Raw genomic sequence first — 18,924 nt, 5'->3', positions numbered from 1 at the left:
CAAGTTCCAAATGTAATAAATTGTATAAGAACACTAAAAATTTTGTCCGGTCCTTATTTCCAGTTCTCTTGGATACACTACAGTCGGAATTAATCCCATTTTTTGAATGATCAATCCTCCAACGTCCCTGGCAATGTAATTTAACATGCCTCCGCCAAGTCCGGCGTACCCTTCCCTTATAATAATATATACATCTCGGGAAAGAGGATAATTTTTCAATTCTAATCCATTTTGAAACGGCTGATAATAATCTGCGATCGAAGACGGATTTGATTTAGCTGATACTCCCAAAACCCTGATTCCGTTTGAAAGTTCTCTGGCTAGTTTCTCGTGACCGTCACTAATCCAGTTTACACCAATAAAACCCAAACTTAAAGGATTTTTCTTGATTTCATCAACCACATTTTTATTCGACCCTGCCGATTTGATCCGCAGTTTTTGAATGCTTTTTAACTCAAACTTGCTCATCACAAAGTTCAGGTTACTAGAATTTGCATTGTCAAACACCAACGTAATCGGACCTTTCTGGCTACTGCCTTTTAGTTGGGACCAATCAGTAATCTTACCTTCAACAATCGATCTCAATTCAACCATTGTTATCAAGCTATCAGAATTACTCTGATTGACAACAAGCGCCAGTCCATCCAGAGCAATATGATGCGCTTTTTGTATACCATCCTGCTGCTTCACCATTAAAATCTCCTTCTCTCCCAGCTGCCGCGTGGTAAATACCATTCTGACACTATCTTCCAGCAGTTCAAGAATTGCCTCCTGCTCAGGTTTATAAACGACATTAAAATGTGCACGTGGATAAATTCCGGTGTAAGCCTTCGTCAATGCGTCAACAAGTGGCTTGAAGGATTCGTCAGCAGCAATTGTAATTGTTCCCTGAACAGGATTATCTCTCTGGTTTTCCGATGTTTTTGAACATCCAAAAAGCAGAAGCGTTACCAATACAATACTCTCTATCCCCGCCCTGAACAAATATCTCATGCTTCTGTTTAGATAACTCATTTCTTCCAAACCCTGTAACCACGGTAAAAACCGTATAAAATAAGTATGCCAGCAAAGGCATTTCGTTGCATACTTCCAACAGGTAGCAAATTAAAAGATAAGGAGGAGGAGATCAAGTAGATCCCTCCTCCTATATATGTAAGAGCCATTAACAAAGAAGCAAGATCTATGATCTTCTCATGCAATGGTTTTTCCTTCATGAGTTACTCAAGTTGGAAATTAATAGGCAAGTTGTACTTAACCCTAACTGCACGTCCTGATTGTTTACCTGGTTTCCACTTCGGCATTGCTTTCACAACACGGATAGCTTCTTCATCACAACCAAAACCTAAACCTTTAAGTACTGCAACGTCCTGAATACTTCCATCCGTATTAACAACGAATGACATAAATACTCTACCAGAAACGTTGGCACGTGAAGCTGCGCTTGGGTATTTTATGTTCTTTCCTAGATACTTGTACATCTCAGCCGTTCCACCCGGAAATTCTGGCTGCTGTTCAACCACAGTAAAGACTTTTTCCTCCGCAGGAGCTGCTTCAACCACTGTTCCTTTACTAGGAGCAGCTACTTGTTCAGGTGCTACAATTACCTCATCCGCGTTTGGATCACCTTCCACGGTTTTATCAGCAATTACTGCTTCCTTAAGATCCTCAACAGTTGGTGGAGGTGTTTCCTCAGGAACTTTCTCATCCATCTTTACCTCAGGAGGCAAAAACTTCACCGTTGCTACCTTAGGCTGCTCAACTGGCGGCGGTGGTGGCGGTGGCGGCTCCGTCGGATCTATTGGCGGTGGCGGCAAGTTCATTAAATCCACATTAACCATTACTTCCTCTTTCTCTTCTTCGCCTTTAAACGCATCTATAAGTGCAGGAGAAAACATTGCGAAAACAAAAAGAGCAGCGCCGATCAAAGTTGATTTGGTAATATCTGCACGATATCCCTTTCTCAGTGAAAATGCACCATACGCCTTATTACGATTAGCAAACACTATATCATCCAGTGTTGCATTCGGGCTAACTTCTGCCATGGCGTTTAAATTAAAATGTTAAAAATATCCTTACTTAATAAACCCAGGAAAATCCTTAAGGTTTTACTTTGTCTCCAAGTAACTTCTTTTCCGAATCGGTAAGGTTGTCTACAAGAGCATACTTCTTAGACTTAGTGATGGCCATTTCATCAAGGACATCCACCATGTTTTTGTAAGTAGAAACTACCGTAGGCTTAATAACGCAAACAAATGCGCCATACCCCTTTTCATCTTTCGCATTCGCTGCGTTGATACGATTAGCGGATTCAAAAATCACACTTCTCAAATCAGAACCGAAACGTGTCGTTTTCAAAGATTCTTCTGCCTTAGGATCATCAGCTGCAATACCATCCAGATAGTATACATCATCGTTTTTCCCAAGGAAAAGTGTTAGTACTTTAGAGGCTTTAAGTGGCTCAGTCTCGTCATTCTTTTCTGTCTTGTCAGGAACGTTCAATGTCATCGACGTAGGTTTCGACATTGTCGTTGCAAGCATAAAGAATGTAATAAGCAAGAAACCCAAATCCACCATTGGTGTCATATCGACGCGGGTGGACATTTTCTTGCCCCGAACCTTACCGCCGTCTTTACCACCACCACCGCCGCTTTCTTCTATTGCTGCCATTTTAGTGTTTTATTTCTAAGTGAAATACTAGTCCATCTTAAAACCAGCAGGAGCTTCTTCGCTGCCTGTGATCAAGTTGAATCTGTTAATATTCTGCGACTGAAGGTTTCCTAACACATCCTTGAAAACAGGAAATTTAGCCAGGTTATCTCCTTTCAAAGCGATTCTCAATCCAGGATCTGCTTTTCTAGCGGCATATACCCAGTCAGCTAACTCACTTGTTCCTGTTGAATCAACTGGAATACCTGGTTGTTTGATCTGAGCCATTTGCCCCTCAGGCGTATTCAAAAAGGCTTTCAACTGATTTAAAGGAAATCCAAAGCTAGACTGAAGCGAAAATTTCTTTTTCTCTAAATCTGTGAACGTGATCCCTTTTGTCTGAGCGATGTTATCCAACATTGAAATTCTTGTTGGCTGAGCATCGACACCAAAGAAAACTTTACCCGTTTTGTCAATACTAATGATCATAATTTTATCATCTGGCACTTTGATCGTAGACACTGAGCTCGGAGTAGTAACCTCCGCATCATTCGTCTTGAACGTTGCCGTCATAATAAAGAATGTCAGTAGTAAGAAGGCCACATCCGTCATGGCCGTCATATCGGTATGAGGCGGATGTTTCTTAGGCTTAACTATTGCCATAACTTTACAAATATATAAGTTTTTTTAATATTAACGAAAATTATATATCAATAGTATGTAACTATTAATAATGAGCAGCAAAATTTTGCTGAAGGCTCAAACCGATTTCGTCAATACTGTAAGTAAGGTCATCCACGCGGCTGTTAAGGTATGCGTAAGAGATTGTTGCAATTGCCGAAGTACCGATACCAATCGCTGTGTTGATAAGGGCCTCAGAGATACCTGCTGCAAGTGCACCTGAATCAGCAGAACCTGATGCTCCAAGAGCTGCGAACGCACGGATCATACCAAGTACCGTTCCAAGAAGAGCGATAAGTGTTGAAGCTCCTGCTAGTGTTGCAATAATTGTAAGGTTCTTCTGTAACATAGGCAATTCCAAAGTAGTTGCTTCATCAACTTCTTTTTGCAAAGCAGCAAGTTTTTGTTCTTTGTCAAGAGCGCCATCAACTGCAAGCTGTTTGTATTTAACAAGACCTGCTTTAATAACGTTTCCAACTGAACCTTTTTGCTTGTCGCATTCTTTGATAGCTTCATCAACTTGGTTTTTGTCAAGAAGCGCTTTCACTTTACGTACAAATGAGTCGATGCTACCAGTACCGTTAGCTTTTCCAATAGTAATGATACGCTCAATTGTAAACACAAGAACAATAAGAAAACAAGTCATTAACAAAGGTACGATAGGTCCTCCTTCATGGACGATACCAAAATAATCACCTGGTTTTGGCCCTTTTTCATGATCTCCGTCAATAAAGTGCTCAGGAGCTCCTAAAACAAACATGTAAACGCAAAGGGCAATAACAAATAGTAGGGGGATTACCAATGCCGGGTTCAAACCACCTGAGCCTTTTGGTGCTGCTGTTGCAGGCTTTGGTGCTGGTGCCGGAGTCGTTGCTTTCTTTTCCATCAGACTTACTTTTAAAGGTTAAATTGAGATTTTGGTTGTGAATTAAATAAAAGTTTTGGTTAAACTAGGTTTTTGTAAAATAAAATTTTGATTGTGGTGTTACTATTTTGAATTCTACAAAAGTATGAGTTTTCCTTTTAAAAAAAAGCAAGCATTTGTCCGGTTTTTTTATTCTAATTCTTCATGAATAAATAGACAATTGTATAATTTTAAGAATGCCTGCTTCGTCCGTTTTTGTTTTTATTAGGTATTTTACATTGATAAAGAACGATATATAGTATTTTAATAGGCTTATATAAAATTGCACTATCCGCCTCAAAGCCTAGGAACATATTTTTTTAAAACGACAATACATTTTAAAAAATTTTATCTTTTGCCTGCAAAAGCAAATAATATTTGTCAACTACTTGCTCGAATTAGTATATTTTAAAGATTTATCGAATTGAAAAATCTCCTGCTTTCAAATTCGGATTATTTTTAAGTCAGCAAATCCAATTTCTTACTGCCATTTCTTTTCAAAAAACCATTATCTGTTTCAGTTCGCAAAAATGTGGTAATTTTGGATTCTAATTTACCTCCGGACGCTAACATAACAAATTCTTAACATAATGAAAATTGATCGCGACTCTTTAAATAAAATTGCTCATTTGGCCAGACTTCATGTAAAGCCGGAAGAGGAGGCTGCTCTACTCAACAGTATGGACAATGTTTTGACCTGGATGGAACAGCTTAACGAGATTGATACCGAAGGTGTGGAGCCTTTAACCCATATTATGGATGAAGTCAACAGCTGGAGAGAAGATTCGGGAAATAATAGTTTGACAAGAGAAGAAGCGCTTGCTACTGCCCCAAGTCAGGACGGCATATATATAAAGGTACCCAAGGTGATAGAATAGGTTACTACGGGAGGATATTAAAATCATCTGAATCCAGATGAGCAGGAAAAGCCTGCCGGTAATTTTCTAGCTCGGCGTGTGAAAGGTGTACTATCTGTTCAGTTTCTTTATTACCAAGATTGAAAAGCGGTTCTCCCAGAAAATCCAGTGCAGCAGAATCGCCCTGGTGCATGATTCCATTTCCGTCTTCTCCGATCCGATTAACGCCGAGAACATAACTCAGGTTTTCAATCGCACGTGCCTTTAGTAGCGTGTTCCATGCGTGGGCGCGTCGTGCCGGCCAGTTCGCGACGTATATGAGCAGATCATAAGGATTGGAAGACGAATTCCTGCTCCAGACCGGAAATCTTAAATCATAACAAACCAGAGGGAAGATGTTCCAGCCTCGCCAGGTAACACGTAACTGCGAATTCCCTGGCTTGTAATTCTGGTGCTCCTCCCCCATTCTGAATAAGTGACGCTTATCGCTATGAAAAAAATCACCGTCCGGCTGGACACACATCAGGCGATTGAAAAAACTTCTGTTTTCTTTCACAGCAAAACTTCCAATGATTAATGCATTTGTCTGCAAAGCCATATGTTTCATCCACTTGGTCGTGGTCATGTTCATATGCTCTGCAAATTTTGTGTTCATTGTAAAGCCCGTGTTAAACATTTCGGGCAAAACAATAACATCAACCGGCTGGTCAATATTTGCGATTTTTTCTTCCAGTGATGAAAGATTCGCAGTTATATCTTCCCAATACAACTCAGTTTGTATCAGACAAACAGCAAGTTTGCCAACCGGGGCATTTGTCATAGCGGAATAATATTCGAAAGTTGACTTATTTTATCTGCGACCTGGAAAACGCATACGATAATCTGCATCCGTTTTTCCTTTGGAAATATCAGTCAGCTTTTTCTTTATAAGCTGTTTCTTTAATGTTGGAAGGTAATCAACGAACAGTTTCCCGAGCAGATGGTCGTATTCATGCTGGATGATACGCGCTGCCATTCCGGTATACTCTTCGGTGAATTCATTCCAATCGGTATCACGGTAACGGATTACAAGCCTTTCCGGACGATAAACATCTCCGCGAATTCCGGGAATACTTAAACATCCTTCTTCAAACGCCCACTCTTCTCCATCTTCTTCAAGGATTTCAGGGTTGATAAAAGTCTTTTTAAAACCTACAAGGCTCAAATCAACTTCTTCATCCTCGTCGTCATCTTCATCCTTTTCGCTGAAAGGAGTTCCGTCTGCTACAAACACGCGAATATTTAATCCAACCTGAGGCGCAGCCAAGCCTACACCGTTGGCAGAATACATCGTTTCGAACATATCCGCCGAAAGCTTTTTAAGATCCATTTCATCTTTTTCTATAAAGCGGGTTGGCTTTCTTAAAATAGGGTCACCGAAGGCTACGATTGGGTAAATCATCTTAATATGTATTGAAAATTATATAATTAGGTTTAAAACAGAAATTCCGAAATTATCTCCTGCTTTCCATGAATGACTGTAAAATTATGGTTGCGCTTATTTTGTCAATATTTCCTTTTTCCCTTCTGTCACTTTTTTTTGATCCTCCGGCAATCATCGACTGCAAAGCCATAGATGAAGTAAATCGTTCGTCATGTGTATGAACGGGGATGTCAGGAAAACTTTTTTTCAATAGCTTTATAAAAGTGTGTACTCTTGCTGCGTTATCACTTTCAGTATTGTCAAGTCTTTTTGGCATTCCAATGATAAATGCTTCAACGGCCTCACGTTCAGAATATTTCTTCAAAAATTCTAAAAGATCATGCGTTCTGACCGTTTCCAGTGCCGTCGCAATAATTTGCAAAGGATCTGTTACTGCAATACCAGTACGTTTTGCACCGTAATCAATAGCCAATAGACGCGGCATTTTTGTAAACTCTAAGTGAATAGTCGATATATGACTAAAAATAATCTTGCAAAGATAAGACCTTTCACTTAGCTTTCCCTGATTCGGATGTGCGATAATAGATTTTCATACATGCATCACAGAATCCGATTATCTTTGTGGATATGATTGAAAAGCGTTGGATACAAATCCCTGAATTACCCTCTGATCAACTGGAAGTTGCCCGTAAACTGGCTGAGGCTCTAAAAGTGAACCCATTTCTGGCTACACTTTTGGTACAGCGCGGCATTAAAGATTATGACCAATCCCGTAATTTTTTCCGCCCCGACCTTTCCCATTTACATGATCCTTATCTTATGCAGGACATGGACCTGGCAGTCGAGCGTTTGTCAAAAGCGATTGCTAATGGTGAAAAAATTCTGGTATATGGAGATTACGATGTCGATGGAACTACCTCGGTCACTTTGTTTTACGGATTTTTAAGAAAAATTTACGATAACCTCGACTACTATATTCCTGACCGGTATAATGAAGGTTATGGAGTTTCGTGGCAAAGTATAGATTTTGCTCAGGAAAATAATTTTTCCCTGATTGTCACCCTGGACTGCGGGATAAAGTCTGTCGATAAAGTCACAGAAGCCAACAAGCGTGGAATTGACTTTATAATTTGCGATCATCACCGCCCTGGCGATGAACTTCCACCAGCCGTTGCCGTTTTAGATCCGAAAAGAGAAGACTGCCTTTATCCATATAAGGAATTGACCGGTTGCGGAGTTGGATTTAAATTATTGCAAGCTTTTTGTATCCAGCACGACATCCCGCAGGAAACTTTATATGAATATCTCGATTTACTGGTCGTAAGTATTGCGGCCGATATCGTTCCTATAACCGGAGAAAACCGGGTCCTTGCTTATTATGGTCTTCAAAGACTTAATGCTGCACCTCGTATCGGCATGAAAGCGTTGATACAAATTGCAGGAATAACAGGCACACTCGATATTACAAATGTCGTTTTTGGATTAGGGCCGAGAATTAATGCGGCTGGCCGGATCAAGCATGCCAAAGAAGCGGTTCGTCTTTTACTTTCAGAAGAAGAACAGGAAGCCACGGATTTTGCCTACGAAATAAACCAGCATAATAGTGAGCGCCGAACTTTTGACAGCAGTATTACGGAAGAAGCGCTGCTCATGATCGAAAATGACAGCTGGTTTACGGAAGCAAGAAGTACCGTATTATATAAGGAAGACTGGCATAAAGGTGTTATTGGAATTGTTGCCAGCCGGTGTATCGAAAAATATCATCGCCCTACCATTATATTAACACAATCTCATGGAAAGGCTGCCGGTTCGGCACGCTCGGTTCCGGGATTTGATGTTTATGAAGCGATTGAGGAATGTTCTGAATTACTGGAACAATTTGGAGGGCATACTTTCGCAGCAGGATTAACCCTGCCCTTGGAGAATATCGACGCATTTAGGGCCAAGTTTGACAAGATTGTCAGCAGCAGAATCCTTCCGGATCAGCTGATACCGATGATCAATATTGATCTTGAGCTGGAATTGAACGCAGTGACACCAAAATTTTATAATATCCTCAGGCAAATGGGACCTTTTGGACCTGGTAATATGACGCCTGTGTTTGAAAGTAAAAATGTTTCACTGGCCGGACAGCCGACGATCATGAAGGAAAAGCACATTAAATTTGATGTTAAACAAAACGGCTCGTCTATTTTTACAGCTATCGGATTTGGTATGGCACATATTTACTCTGAACTGATCAAAGGCAAGCCATTTTCCATTTGTTATAATCTTGAAGAAAATAACTTTCGGGATAAAAAAACGTTACAATTATTTCTGAAAGATGTCAAATTCCAATAGCCGTCTGACGCTTATTGAATTCCCTTAATTAAAAAATGATATTAAGAACCGAAAATCTGGTCAAGAAATACGGAGCTCGTCTCGTCAATAACAATGTAAGCTATCAGGTTGAACAGGGCGAAATCGTTGGATTGTTAGGACCAAACGGTGCCGGCAAAACAACATCCTTTTATATGGCCGTGGGTTTGGTTAAACCAAACAGCGGAAAGGTTTTTCTGGATGACAGAGATATTACCGACCTTCCTATGTATAAGCGCGCCCGCCTGGGTCTGGGTTATCTTGCGCAGGAAGCTTCTGTTTTTCGGTCGTTGACGGTGGAAGAAAACATTCTGGCCGTTCTAGAAATGACAAATCTCTCAAAAGCGGATCAAAAACAAAAAGTTGAAGAACTTCTCGAAGAGTTTCACTTGCAGCACGTACGTAAAAGCAAAGGTATGGTTCTGTCTGGCGGTGAGCGTCGCAGAACTGAAATTGCCCGATCACTTGCTGTTGATCCGAAATTTATTTTGCTTGATGAACCTTTTGCAGGTGTGGATCCAATTGCGGTTGAAGATATTCAAAGCATTGTCGCAAAACTGAAAACCAAAAATATTGGTATTCTGATTACGGACCATAATGTAAACGAAACCTTATCAATTACTGACCGGGCTTATTTATTATTTGAAGGTAAAATTCTAAAACAGGGTACCGCAGAAGATCTGGCGGAAGACGAACAGGTGAGAAGGGTTTACCTGGGACAAAACTTTGAGTTGAAAAGAAAAGTCTAAACCAAACTCCAGCATAGAAAAGGGAACGCTCACCGGCACTCCCTCTCTTACAATTATTCACCATGAACTGTATTAACTAAAACTTATTTCTTAGGGCACTTTTTACAGTATTTCCCTTTCTTTTTATAGGCTTTGCAACAATCCTTAAAAACGCACTCCGTTTGTTGAGGCAGCGATTTTGACCAAAAATTATTTGACTCCGAAAGTATTGTTGGTTCACTAAAAATCAACTCGTTCATTTCATCTCCGTTATTGATGAGACAAATGTATAATCTATTTAGAATCATTCAAAACTTTTACTGAAATTATTTTGAACTAATCTAAATAGACCCATAAATCAAATTATAAAACCGGAAACGGATCTTTGAATTTCCCCTGATTTTCCATGTGAAGAATTTCCTGATCAGTACACAAGCAACTTTCTAATTCGGCAATAATTAATTCCTTATCCAGATCCTGACCGATAATCACAAGCTCGTTTGTTCTGTCACCAAACCGTCCCCAGCGCGACTCGATTGATTCCCGATTCTCAACATATGCCTGATAGCGAATCCTTTGACCTAACGGCATACTCGCCCACCAGACTCCCGCACTGTCTGCACGGAGTGAACCTCCTGCCTGGCTCCAATTTAGAGCATCGCCCGGGCGGGAAGCAATCCAGAATAATCCTTTACTTCGGATAATTCCGGCTGGCCAGTTTTGTGAGAGGTAATTCCAGAAACGTTCGGGATGAAAAGGGCGCTTATCACTAAATACGAAAGAATTAATACCATATTCCTCAGTTTCCGGCTTATGAGTTCCTTTTTCCAATTTTTTAAGTTCCTGAATCCACCCCGCAGATTGGGAGGCTTCATCATAATTAAATAAACCGGTGTTAAGAATATTTTTTGAATCTACCTTAGAAAAACTGCTTTCGATAAGACGTGCCGTTGGGTTGAGCGCTTTTAGCACCGCTTTCAATTCGGAAAGATGAGCGCCTGAAACCAGATCCGCTTTGTTTAAAATAATAACATCAGCAAATTCGATCTGATCGGTTAGCAAGTTCACGATCGTACGGTTATCCGAATCATCTTCATTAAGATCCCTGCTAACAATAGTATCTAAAGAACCAAAATCTTTCGAAAAATTGAATGCGTCAACCACAGTAACCATACAATCGATTGTAGTCCATTGAGACAGATCAATGCCATTTTCATCATCCACAAAGCTGAATGTTTGTGCAATCGGGACAGGTTCCGAAATTCCGGTACTCTCAATCAGCAGATAATCAAACCTGTTTTCTTTGGCCAGCTTCTGTACTTCAATCATCAGATCTTCACGAAGCGTACAACAAATGCATCCATTTGACATCTCAACAAGCCTTTCTTCGGTCCGGCTCAGCGTATTTTCATTTTTCACCAACTGCGCGTCAATGTTAACTTCGCTCATGTCGTTCACGATCACTGCAACTTTTAATCCTTCTTTATTATGAAGAATATGGTTTAGCAAAGTGGTTTTCCCAGCACCAAGAAAACCACTGAGCACTGTTACCGGAAGTTTTTTATAGGTCATATTTCGCCATTTATATATTTGCAACAATGTTGCAAATATATAAATTAACTTATAATGCAACAATGTTGCATAAATTAAAATCTATTCAGCGAAACTATATCCTTTCAATCGTAAATTTCTCAGTATTTCCTGGCGGGAAACCTCATTGCTATGAAAAGTAAGTGCAAGTGTATCATTACCGATTGATATTCGGTTTGACTTAATTCCTTTCATATTCTCTAAATCTTTTCTCAGAGCTTCTTCATCATATTCTCCGAAAAGGTTGACTTCCAGCTGACGATGATTTTTAAATAACAGAAATTGTCGTTCTGCCAGCATCTGGTCTTCTGTTTTAAAAGGCTCATAATAACTTATCGTCATACCGGTAATTACAATCACCAGGCTGACAAAATGCATGATACGGTCTTTCATATTACAAAATGGTTTCACCTTCTTCTGATCCAGCATTATTCTGACGGTCAGATAGAGCAGGACTGCCAATTGAAAACAGGTGAAAAATGATTTAAATCGACTAAAAAATTCAAGATAAGGAAGGGAGGTACCGATAATAGAAAACAATGGCAAAAGGCAGCAACCCATATGAAGCAATGTCGCTGTGAAGACAAGTGGTATTGTAAAAAATACTCTGTTACTCATATAATTATAAGGTTTCGATTGTATGAATCAATCTTTTTATTCATTTTTGCAACATAGTTGCAAATAATAGAGTTCAGTCGATATGATAAATATGTATGTTATTTCAGGTGCAGTATGTCTGTTTATTTTAAATTCATGCTCAAACGAAAAGACCAAAAGTGAAGCGCTTATCGAAGCAAATAAAGTACATTTGGAATCCGTTGCTATTCATAAAAATGTCGAAAAAGAGATTCAAGAAAAGAAGAAATCAGCGACTGAAAACAAGGAACCGGGCTTTCTGGCAAGGCTGGACAGTATAGATAATCTGGTTGAATTGTGGGAAGAAGGAATAATTGAGGTGCCCGGTTTCGAACATGAACATCATGACGGGGAAGGCGAGCATCATCATGAACACAAACCCGTTCCGCAAATGACGGATGAATCGATGCTTGAATATCAGCGCAATACGAAAGCTGCGATCGAGCAACTACAAAAAAATTTAAAGGAGCTAAATGATTAGGATAAGAAAATGAAAACATGTGCCACTATTTTCCTTTTGACAGCGGCGTTGACAATATCTGCCGCAACAAGTCCTCTGCTAATAAATTGGAAGAAATTGTCGGATGTGGAATTTACGAGAAAACTGAACAAGGAAGTCAATATGTATTTTCTCTATCCCACTTTTGGGCCGACTGTGAAAGCTTTACAGGGAAAAGAAATTCAAATTAAAGGATATATCATTCCTGTGGATGAGAACGAAAATATCTATGTCGTTTCAGCTCAGCCGATGGCCATGTGTTTTTTTTGTGGAGGATCTGGACCTGAATCTATTATGGAATTACAATTTAAAAATAAAAGACAGCGCTTCAAAACTGACGAGGTGAGAACCGTGAGAGGTGTTTTGCAACTTAATCCAAATGATATCGAACATTTGAATTACATCTTGAAAAATGCAGAAGTTGTCGAATAAAAAACCGGTTCTGAATTCAATAAAATTTGAATCCAGAACCGGATATTCATGCGTAGAGAAGTGGAATTATTTAATTTTTTCCCAGATTTCATGAACAGGTTTTCCAGCTGTACTTTTCCCGGTATGCTCCCAACGACCGTTTTCAAGCTTGTAGTCGAAAGTGAGATTCATCCCTACCCTGTTGTTATCTTTGGATAAAAACTCAATTTTTTCGGCATACTTGCCATTTTTCGCTGTGTAAGTTCCACCGCCGGTATTATAAAAAGTTCGGTCTGCCGCATCGAATGCAATCCAGTGGAAACGCGTTCCCGACAAAATTTTCAATGTTTTTCTCGTTCCTTCCTGATGGATTTTCACAAGTCCACCCTGGCCATCATTCGCGCGTTCGGTAATTTGCCAAAGGCCTGCCAAAGGTGCATTTTCGCTCTCATCAATTTTCATCCAGACCATCGCTTCCTCATACTTCAGAGTCAGAATTCCGTCTTTTTTCGTGACAGTGAAAACGATCGGGATACCAACTTTTGCCGTATCGGAGGGATTAAACTCTGGCGTATATGTCATCTGATCGCCCTGAATCGTAAAAGGGCCGCCTTCGGTTCTTTCGTAGGATTTATTTAAAACGCTGTAAGAAGCGATCGTCAAATAATTATCAGCAACAATTAAAGTGGAAGTACTACCTGTGGGCTCCTGGGATTTCCAGGCACCTTTTGGAGCCTGGCTCATCGCGGCGGTACCGCATAATAGTAATGAAAAAATAATAAGTTGTCTCATGCTTTTCTAGTTTACGTTTGCTTAATTACCGCATCAAAATTATGCCAGATTAATAACCAGCATTTTTTGAATACCTAATCAATTGTTATTTGATTTAGCGAAGAACTTCCTTCAGCACCTCTAATGATCTGATTTCTCCCAGAGTATCCATGTGGATTTTATAAAAGAAAAGCAGCTTTTCTAAAATGTCAATCCGCCGGCTTCTGTCCAGCGCAACTTCGAAACCATATCCATTCATTAATAATTGTTCGGTAGCATAATGTTCTTTGGCATCAGCGATATGCGGATAATGATTTTCCTTTAATTCCCCTTCTAGATCAGCTGTACTTTCTACGCCAAAACCGAGATATGCGGCCAACTGAAGTAAAAACTGGATGTGAAAATTTTCAAAACGGCCATTTGCTTCATCAAGATATAGAACTGATTCTTCAATGAATTGAAATAGCGGCTCGTTGGCTTCTTCCTCTTTCAATGTTTTCCCCAATATTTCAGTGATGAACATTGCCAGACTTGATTTGTACATATCATATGGAAGTGTCTGAAACGGATTATAACACTTTAACTCAGAAATCCGATGGATTGTGTCTTCCTTGCTTTTATGGTAAACCACCATATCCAACAAGGTCAATGGCTGAAAAAGAGCAATTTTGTTCGTCTTAGACTTGCTGCTGCGCACTCCGTTCACAATGTAGGTCTGTATGCCAAAAGATTCGGTGTAAACCTTCGTAATGATTGAAGATTCGCGATACCGGATATAACTTAATGCAATTCCTTTGGTTTTATGTAACATAATGAGGACTATTCTGCTAAGGTAAGAATTAACAATACCATAACTTTTACCAACGGATTCAAATCCAATTATTTCTATTAGAACGGGGATGATCAGACTGCGGCTTCAAATTTAAAGCAGTCAAAATAAAAAAATTTAAAAACTATTTAAGCCGGCAAAATGGGTTACCAAATTGAAAAATATATAAAAAAATAATGTTAAAATTTTCATTAACACAGTTCCATGTAGCTCCGGGGGCATAACTTGTTTACTTCAAGACAACTTCATCTGAAATGACCAGAAAAAAACAGGGAGATTAGAAGTTTTTTAAGGGAAAGGATTTGTACCTTTATTCCAGGTTTACGAACTAAGAACGTTTTTCGTTCGTTAACAAATTATTAAAAGGAATAAGATTTGCAGCCAGCAAACGAACATATTTCTAACTCATTATTCTTCTTATGAGCGACGCCATAAAGCATGAGTGCGGGATTGCACTCATCCGTCTTCGAAAGCCATTTCAATACTATATTGACAAATACGACACGCCGCTATATGCCGTGCACAAGCTTTCAGTAATGATGGAAAAACAGGTCAACCGGGGACAAGATGGAGCCGGTGTTGCCAACATCAAAATTGATGTTCCGCCTGGAAAACGCTATATCAGCCGTTACAGATCGGTAGAACCTCAGCCTCTTACTGATATTTTTTCCAAAATTCACAAGAAATTCCGTAAAGGACTGAAGAATAATAAAGAACGCATCACCGATGCGAAATGGTTGCAGGAAAACCTTGCATTTACCGGAGAGGTATGGCTTGGCCATCTTCGTTACGGAACGCACGGAACCAATGAAGTTGAAAACTGTCATCCGATGCTTCGCCAGAGTAATTGGAGAAGCCGGAATCTGGTTATGGCCGGAAACTTTAACATGACAAATGTTGACGAACTTTTTGGTAAATTGGTATCATTAGGTCAGCATCCAAAAGAAAAAGTCGATACCGTGACGGTCATGGAGAAAATTGGACATTTCCTGGATGAAGAAAATCAACGTGTCTTCGATCGCTTCAAAGGCATTTATGAAAATCCTACACTTTCTGATGTAATTGAAGAGAATATTGACCTTCAAAGACTTCTTTACAGATCTTGCCGTGATTTTGATGGCGGATATGCGATGTGTGGCTTGACAGGTTACGGAGCTTCTTTTGTAATTCGCGACCCGGCAGGTATTCGTCCCGCATTTTATTATGCTGACGACGAAGTAGTTGTAGTCGCTTCAGAAAAACAGGCAATCAAGGCTGCATTTAATGTAGAATATTCTCAAATTCAGGAAATTACTCCTGGTTCAGCGCTTATTATTGATAAAAACGGAGAATATAACGAATTCCCTATTTTACCCCGTTTGGAGAAACGTGCGTGCAGTTTCGAACGTATTTATTTCTCGAGGGGGACAGATCCCGATATCTATTACGAGCGTAAACAACTTGGCAAATTATTGATTCCACAGATTCTGAAGGAAATCAATTACGATCTTGAAAATACGATTTTCTCCTATATTCCAAATACAGCCGAAACATCATTTTTAGGAATGATCGAAGGTTTGGAAGAATATCTGGCTAAGAAAAGAAAACAAGCCATCATGGATGGAATTCTTTTTGAAGCTGACCTGGAAAAAGTACTATCCTTCCGTCCGCGTATCGAAAAACTGGTGACGAAAGATGTAAAATCAAGGACATTTATCACCGCAGATGCACTTCGCGATGATATGGTATCCAGCGTTTACGATACAACTTTTGAAGTGGTTCGGAAAAATGTTGATACTGTTGTAATTATAGATGACTCGATCGTTCGTGGTACAACACTTGAAAAGAGTATTCTAACGATGCTTGACAGGTTACAGCCAAAGAAAATTGTGGTTGTTTCGTCTGCTCCTCAAATCCGTTTCCCTGATTGTTATGGTATTGATATGTCGAAAATGAAGGATTTCGTGGCCTTCAGAGCGGTATTGAAGTTATTGGAAGACCGTAATATGGAGGATTTGATCGAAGAAGTTTACACACAAGCGGTGGCTTCGATTGCAACTAGGAATTCTTTTCATACTAATTACGTAAAGGCGCTTTACGATCCTTTTACAGACGATGAAATTTCAAATTCAATTGCTGAAATTATTCGTCCAAAGGATTTGAATGCTGAGCTTTCTGTGATTTTCCAAACGGTTGATAACCTTCATAAAGCTTGTCCTAACCATGTTGGGGACTGGTATTTCACTGGAAATTACCCAACGCCGGGTGGCAATAAAGTAGTTAACAAAGCATTTGCCAATTCTCACGAAGGCAAACTGGAAAGAGCTTATTAATAACAAGACTTTCTTATATATTCTAACAGTCGTCTGTTTTCCGGACGGCTGTTTTTTTGTGTTGCCCAATCTGTTTTGGATATATCCAGAGCTTAATTAATTCGGTAAAATTGAAAATTACTTCTAATTTGGCATTTTATTAAACCTAAATCCATATGATCCGATTCAACCAATTCACTTTTAGTAAAACCTTATCGTTTGTATTCATTTTTGTGACTTTGTTATCAGCCTCTTCAATTGCCCAGACTGCAACAAAAGGAAGTTTAAAAGATATTGATTTCCTGGATGGCCGTTGGAAAGGCAGCTATAACGGCGGAACCATTGAAGCTTCCTGGACTGCACCGGAAGGTGATAATATCGTTGGTTTTATTCGTATGGTGAAAGATGGAAAAGCAACGCTTTATGAGCTATTTGCATTTGAACAAACGGAAAAAGGACCTGTTGCACATGTAAAACATTTCAAACCAGGAATGATATCGCTGGAAGAAAAAGAAGTTTCAGATACCTACAATTTTATTGAAGCAAAAAAAAATGAAGCTTTATTTGAAAAGGATGATATTTCTGTAAGAATTATTTACGAAAGACGCAGCCAGAATCAACTGGTCATTAGAAGAGGAAAACTGGAAAATAACAAATGGGAATTTATGGACCTCTTTGTTTTTAACCGTATTCCTTAATTTTTGAGAATGAGATAAACACCTGCAATCAAAAGAACAGCACCGCATATTCGGGCAAAACTGATCGGATGAACTGCAAAACCTTGAAAGCCGTAGTGATCGACGATCATTGCGGCTAACATTTGTCCGGCAATTACAAGGCAGATTAAATTGGCCGGCCCAATATCTCGGACGATAAAAATAACAGTAACCACATAAAATGCACCTAAAAATCCTCCGGCATATTTCCAGATACTTATGTCCCGGAATGTCGCAAGCGTAGGAATCGGATTTTGATTAAAGAATGCAAAGGCCACAAGTAAGACAAAAAGCCCAAGACTAAATGATGTTATAGCAGCCATAATCGGATTTCCCAGCGCTACTCTTAACTGGGCATTTACTCCGGATTGAAGTGTATTAGCCATTCCAATCATAAAAGCCAGAAGCAGAAAAAACCAATTCATAGAGGCAGAAAATGTAGATTTGGTTTCAGATTTGGAAGTTTTTATTTTTTCAATTCACTAACTTTATCCGGCTCTACTGTCCTGAAATGCCCATAAACCCTTAGAATAATAGCGAGCGCAACTGTTATTTCTGCGGCCGCCACAACAATTACAAACAAGGCGAAAAGTTGCCCGCCAATTTTTTCAGGGTCATGTCGGCTAAATGCAATCAGATTAATATTAACCGCATTCAACATTAATTCGATGCCGAGTAATATCCCAATTAAATGTTGCTTAGTGATGGCTATCGCCAAACCTATACAAAATAATGCTGCTGCAACAATCAAATAATGTTCGACCGGAATATTAATCATGAGACAATGGATTTCTGTTTAAAGCAAGGTATGCGGCACCTACCAACGCCACCAGCAACAGTATTGCGGCGATTTCAAAAGGTAAAAGATGACTCGTCATCAACTCTACCCCAATAGTTTTCAATGTAGAACGAGAAATATTCGTTTCGCCGGTCATTGTAAAATTAGCTGTTGCGATGATATAGGTAAGAAAGCAAAACAAACTTATACCTGTTAGAAAACCCCAAAACTGGCGCTTGACAGATATAATGACCTGATTGGGAGTGGATGAGATAACATCCCTTTCAGCTTTTTGAGTAAGCATTATACCAAATATAAGCAACACCAAAATACCACCTACATAAACCATAATCTGGGCAACTGCCAGAAAATCTGCGCCTGCCAAAACATAAAGAGCTGCAACACCCAGAAATGTTAGAAATAAGGCAAAGGCAGCATAGATCAGGTTTCGGGAAAATAATATAAAAAGTGCCGAAACAATCGCTAAGCCAGAAAATCCGTAAAAAGCAGCTAACTCCATATTCATCTAAATTTGTCTATTCCTGATCGGGCGATTTTGGTTTCGGCTTCATAGTCGGGCGAAAAGCTGGTTTTGGCTTAGGAATTTCGTCTTTTGCCTCAGGATTTTCTTGTTCAGCTTTACCTTCAATCGTTTTTTCAGGTATTTCAGAAGCAGTTACATCAGTGATCTTCGGTTTCATCGTTGGCCGAAACGCCGGTTTTGATTTGACTTCTTCCTTTGGTGTCTCGTCAACCGGTAATTCGGGAACATCAGAAACCGATGTTTTAGGTTTCATCGTAGGACG

22 protein-coding genes and 1 pseudogene are annotated in these 18,924 nt (G+C 39.5%); 7 read left to right on the top strand and 16 right to left on the bottom strand.

Going from position 1 to position 18,924, the window contains the following annotated elements:
- Positions 1–33 precede the first annotated feature (33 nt).
- From BMY70_RS16875 to BMY70_RS16850, 5 genes are all read right to left on the bottom strand, one after another.
- Complete coding sequence (locus BMY70_RS16875; protein ID WP_090337140.1) at positions 34–993, bottom strand: PstS family phosphate ABC transporter substrate-binding protein; 960 nt, start codon at positions 991–993, stop codon at positions 34–36.
- Between the two features lie 224 nt (positions 994–1,217).
- Positions 1,218–2,042: an energy transducer TonB gene (locus tag BMY70_RS16865; protein ID WP_090337134.1), complete on the bottom strand. Its 825-nt coding sequence runs from the start codon at positions 2,040–2,042 to the stop codon at positions 1,218–1,220.
- Between the two features lie 55 nt (positions 2,043–2,097).
- Positions 2,098–2,667 (bottom strand): ExbD/TolR family protein, encoded by a 570-nt coding sequence (locus BMY70_RS16860; RefSeq protein WP_090337132.1) that lies wholly within the window; start codon positions 2,665–2,667, stop codon positions 2,098–2,100.
- 27 nt (positions 2,668–2,694) lie between these two features.
- Positions 2,695–3,309, bottom strand: a complete 615-nt coding sequence (locus BMY70_RS16855) for an ExbD/TolR family protein (protein WP_090337130.1) — start codon at positions 3,307–3,309, stop codon at positions 2,695–2,697.
- Positions 3,310–3,373: 64 nt separating this feature from the next.
- Positions 3,374–4,213 (bottom strand): MotA/TolQ/ExbB proton channel family protein, encoded by an 840-nt coding sequence (locus BMY70_RS16850; RefSeq protein WP_090337127.1) that lies wholly within the window; start codon positions 4,211–4,213, stop codon positions 3,374–3,376.
- A 608-nt stretch (positions 4,214–4,821) separates the two neighbouring features.
- Between BMY70_RS16850 and gatC the strand changes: the two genes are divergently transcribed.
- Positions 4,822–5,109: an Asp-tRNA(Asn)/Glu-tRNA(Gln) amidotransferase subunit GatC gene (gatC, locus tag BMY70_RS16845; protein ID WP_090337124.1), complete on the top strand. Its 288-nt coding sequence runs from the start codon at positions 4,822–4,824 to the stop codon at positions 5,107–5,109.
- 4 nt (positions 5,110–5,113) lie between these two features.
- Here gatC and BMY70_RS16840 read toward each other — a convergent pair whose 3' ends face one another.
- The 3 genes from BMY70_RS16840 to ruvX are packed head-to-tail and all read right to left on the bottom strand — an operon-like array spanning position 5,114 to position 6,995.
- Entirely contained in the window at positions 5,114–5,908 is a 795-nt protein-coding gene (locus BMY70_RS16840; RefSeq protein WP_090337122.1) for an amidohydrolase, read from the bottom strand.
- Positions 5,909–5,938: 30 nt separating this feature from the next.
- A complete protein-coding gene (gene def / locus BMY70_RS16835; protein ID WP_090337120.1) occupies positions 5,939–6,529 on the bottom strand; it encodes a peptide deformylase in 591 nt (196 codons plus the stop codon).
- Between the two features lie 52 nt (positions 6,530–6,581).
- Entirely contained in the window at positions 6,582–6,995 is a 414-nt protein-coding gene (gene ruvX, locus BMY70_RS16830; RefSeq protein ID WP_090337118.1) for a Holliday junction resolvase RuvX, read from the bottom strand.
- A gap of 143 nt (positions 6,996–7,138) precedes the next feature.
- Here ruvX and recJ point away from each other — a divergent pair, with 143 nt between their 5' ends.
- Together recJ and lptB are read left to right on the top strand one after the other, a co-directional pair.
- Entirely contained in the window at positions 7,139–8,851 is a 1,713-nt protein-coding gene (gene recJ, locus BMY70_RS16825; protein WP_090337115.1) for a single-stranded-DNA-specific exonuclease RecJ, read from the top strand.
- Between the two features lie 35 nt (positions 8,852–8,886).
- Entirely contained in the window at positions 8,887–9,618 is a 732-nt protein-coding gene (gene lptB / locus BMY70_RS16820; protein WP_090337112.1) for an LPS export ABC transporter ATP-binding protein, read from the top strand.
- Between the two features lie 342 nt (positions 9,619–9,960).
- Here lptB and BMY70_RS16810 read toward each other — a convergent pair whose 3' ends face one another.
- Both BMY70_RS16810 and BMY70_RS16805 read right to left on the bottom strand, forming a co-directional pair.
- The gene (locus tag BMY70_RS16810) at positions 9,961–11,169 is read right to left on the bottom strand and encodes a GTP-binding protein (protein WP_090337107.1); all 1,209 of its coding nucleotides are present in this window, start codon (positions 11,167–11,169) and stop codon (positions 9,961–9,963) included.
- A gap of 81 nt (positions 11,170–11,250) precedes the next feature.
- The gene (locus BMY70_RS16805) at positions 11,251–11,805 is read right to left on the bottom strand and encodes a hypothetical protein (protein ID WP_090337105.1); all 555 of its coding nucleotides are present in this window, start codon (positions 11,803–11,805) and stop codon (positions 11,251–11,253) included.
- A gap of 91 nt (positions 11,806–11,896) precedes the next feature.
- Here BMY70_RS16805 and BMY70_RS16800 point away from each other — a divergent pair, with 91 nt between their 5' ends.
- Positions 11,897–12,304, top strand: a complete 408-nt coding sequence (locus BMY70_RS16800) for a hypothetical protein (RefSeq protein WP_090337103.1) — start codon at positions 11,897–11,899, stop codon at positions 12,302–12,304.
- Positions 12,305–12,313: 9 nt separating this feature from the next.
- Positions 12,314–12,754 (top strand): DUF3299 domain-containing protein, encoded by a 441-nt coding sequence (locus BMY70_RS16795; protein ID WP_090337101.1) that lies wholly within the window; start codon positions 12,314–12,316, stop codon positions 12,752–12,754.
- 66 nt (positions 12,755–12,820) lie between these two features.
- Here the strand turns inward: BMY70_RS16795 and BMY70_RS16790 are convergent, their stop codons facing one another.
- A complete protein-coding gene (locus BMY70_RS16790; protein WP_090337099.1) occupies positions 12,821–13,525 on the bottom strand; it encodes a DUF4488 domain-containing protein in 705 nt (234 codons plus the stop codon).
- Between the two features lie 94 nt (positions 13,526–13,619).
- Entirely contained in the window at positions 13,620–14,315 is a 696-nt protein-coding gene (gene recO / locus BMY70_RS16785) for a DNA repair protein RecO (protein WP_090337097.1), read from the bottom strand.
- A 437-nt stretch (positions 14,316–14,752) separates the two neighbouring features.
- Between recO and BMY70_RS16780 the strand changes: the two genes are divergently transcribed.
- Together BMY70_RS16780 and BMY70_RS16775 are read left to right on the top strand one after the other, a co-directional pair.
- The gene (locus BMY70_RS16780) at positions 14,753–16,645 is read left to right on the top strand and encodes an amidophosphoribosyltransferase (RefSeq protein WP_090337095.1); all 1,893 of its coding nucleotides are present in this window, start codon (positions 14,753–14,755) and stop codon (positions 16,643–16,645) included.
- 155 nt (positions 16,646–16,800) lie between these two features.
- Positions 16,801–17,322 carry a DUF6265 family protein gene (locus BMY70_RS16775; protein ID WP_090337093.1) on the top strand — a complete coding sequence of 174 codons (522 nt, stop codon included), beginning with the start codon at positions 16,801–16,803 and terminating at the stop codon, positions 17,320–17,322.
- Here the strand turns inward: BMY70_RS16775 and BMY70_RS16770 are convergent.
- The 4 genes and pseudogenes from BMY70_RS16770 to BMY70_RS16755 all read right to left on the bottom strand — a co-directional run.
- A complete protein-coding gene (locus tag BMY70_RS16770) occupies positions 17,319–17,765 on the bottom strand; it encodes a DMT family transporter (RefSeq protein ID WP_090337091.1) in 447 nt (148 codons plus the stop codon). The two genes, BMY70_RS16775 and BMY70_RS16770, sit on opposite strands and share 4 nt — an antisense overlap.
- A 41-nt stretch (positions 17,766–17,806) precedes the next feature.
- The gene (gene nuoK / locus BMY70_RS16765; RefSeq protein ID WP_090337088.1) at positions 17,807–18,118 is read right to left on the bottom strand and encodes an NADH-quinone oxidoreductase subunit NuoK; all 312 of its coding nucleotides are present in this window, start codon (positions 18,116–18,118) and stop codon (positions 17,807–17,809) included.
- Entirely contained in the window at positions 18,111–18,638 is a 528-nt protein-coding gene (locus tag BMY70_RS16760) for an NADH-quinone oxidoreductase subunit J family protein (protein WP_090337826.1), read from the bottom strand. The genes nuoK and BMY70_RS16760 overlap by 8 nt, the downstream gene beginning before the upstream one ends.
- 16 nt (positions 18,639–18,654) lie before the next feature.
- Positions 18,655–18,924 (bottom strand): annotated as a pseudogene (locus BMY70_RS16755) (4Fe-4S dicluster domain-containing protein); the annotation flags it as partial.

The organism is Dyadobacter koreensis (assembly GCF_900108855.1).
Classification (GTDB): domain Bacteria; phylum Bacteroidota; class Bacteroidia; order Cytophagales; family Spirosomataceae; genus Dyadobacter; species Dyadobacter koreensis.
Note: the sequence above shows the minus strand (reverse complement) of the source record. Positions and strands in the feature narration are given on the sequence as shown.

Bases quoted from the DNA above. Each gene is read 5' to 3' on its own strand.
- BMY70_RS16800 (WP_090337103.1), top strand. From the start codon at position 11,897: ATGTATGTTATTTCAGGTGCAGTATGTCTGTTTATTTTAAATTCATGC.
- BMY70_RS16760 (WP_090337826.1), bottom strand. From the start codon at position 18,638: ATGGAGTTAGCTGCTTTTTACGGATTTTCTGGCTTAGCGATTGTTTCG.
- BMY70_RS16860 (WP_090337132.1), bottom strand. From the start codon at position 2,667: ATGGCAGCAATAGAAGAAAGCGGCGGTGGTGGTGGTAAAGACGGCGGT.
- BMY70_RS16775 (WP_090337093.1), top strand. From the start codon at position 16,801: ATGATCCGATTCAACCAATTCACTTTTAGTAAAACCTTATCGTTTGTA.
- BMY70_RS16795 (WP_090337101.1), top strand. From the start codon at position 12,314: ATGAAAACATGTGCCACTATTTTCCTTTTGACAGCGGCGTTGACAATA.
- BMY70_RS16865 (WP_090337134.1), bottom strand. From the start codon at position 2,042: ATGGCAGAAGTTAGCCCGAATGCAACACTGGATGATATAGTGTTTGCT.
- recO (WP_090337097.1), bottom strand. From the start codon at position 14,315: ATGTTACATAAAACCAAAGGAATTGCATTAAGTTATATCCGGTATCGC.
- BMY70_RS16840 (WP_090337122.1), bottom strand. From the start codon at position 5,908: ATGACAAATGCCCCGGTTGGCAAACTTGCTGTTTGTCTGATACAAACT.
- ruvX (WP_090337118.1), bottom strand. From the start codon at position 6,995: ATGCCGCGTCTATTGGCTATTGATTACGGTGCAAAACGTACTGGTATT.
- BMY70_RS16875 (WP_090337140.1), bottom strand. From the start codon at position 993: ATGAGATATTTGTTCAGGGCGGGGATAGAGAGTATTGTATTGGTAACG.
- BMY70_RS16850 (WP_090337127.1), bottom strand. From the start codon at position 4,213: ATGGAAAAGAAAGCAACGACTCCGGCACCAGCACCAAAGCCTGCAACA.
- BMY70_RS16810 (WP_090337107.1), bottom strand. From the start codon at position 11,169: ATGACCTATAAAAAACTTCCGGTAACAGTGCTCAGTGGTTTTCTTGGT.
- BMY70_RS16805 (WP_090337105.1), bottom strand. From the start codon at position 11,805: ATGAGTAACAGAGTATTTTTTACAATACCACTTGTCTTCACAGCGACA.
- BMY70_RS16790 (WP_090337099.1), bottom strand. From the start codon at position 13,525: ATGAGACAACTTATTATTTTTTCATTACTATTATGCGGTACCGCCGCG.
- BMY70_RS16780 (WP_090337095.1), top strand. From the start codon at position 14,753: ATGAGCGACGCCATAAAGCATGAGTGCGGGATTGCACTCATCCGTCTT.
- nuoK (WP_090337088.1), bottom strand. From the start codon at position 18,118: ATGATTAATATTCCGGTCGAACATTATTTGATTGTTGCAGCAGCATTA.
- recJ (WP_090337115.1), top strand. From the start codon at position 7,139: ATGATTGAAAAGCGTTGGATACAAATCCCTGAATTACCCTCTGATCAA.
- BMY70_RS16855 (WP_090337130.1), bottom strand. From the start codon at position 3,309: ATGGCAATAGTTAAGCCTAAGAAACATCCGCCTCATACCGATATGACG.
- lptB (WP_090337112.1), top strand. From the start codon at position 8,887: ATGATATTAAGAACCGAAAATCTGGTCAAGAAATACGGAGCTCGTCTC.
- BMY70_RS16770 (WP_090337091.1), bottom strand. From the start codon at position 17,765: ATGAATTGGTTTTTTCTGCTTCTGGCTTTTATGATTGGAATGGCTAAT.
- gatC (WP_090337124.1), top strand. From the start codon at position 4,822: ATGAAAATTGATCGCGACTCTTTAAATAAAATTGCTCATTTGGCCAGA.
- def (WP_090337120.1), bottom strand. From the start codon at position 6,529: ATGATTTACCCAATCGTAGCCTTCGGTGACCCTATTTTAAGAAAGCCA.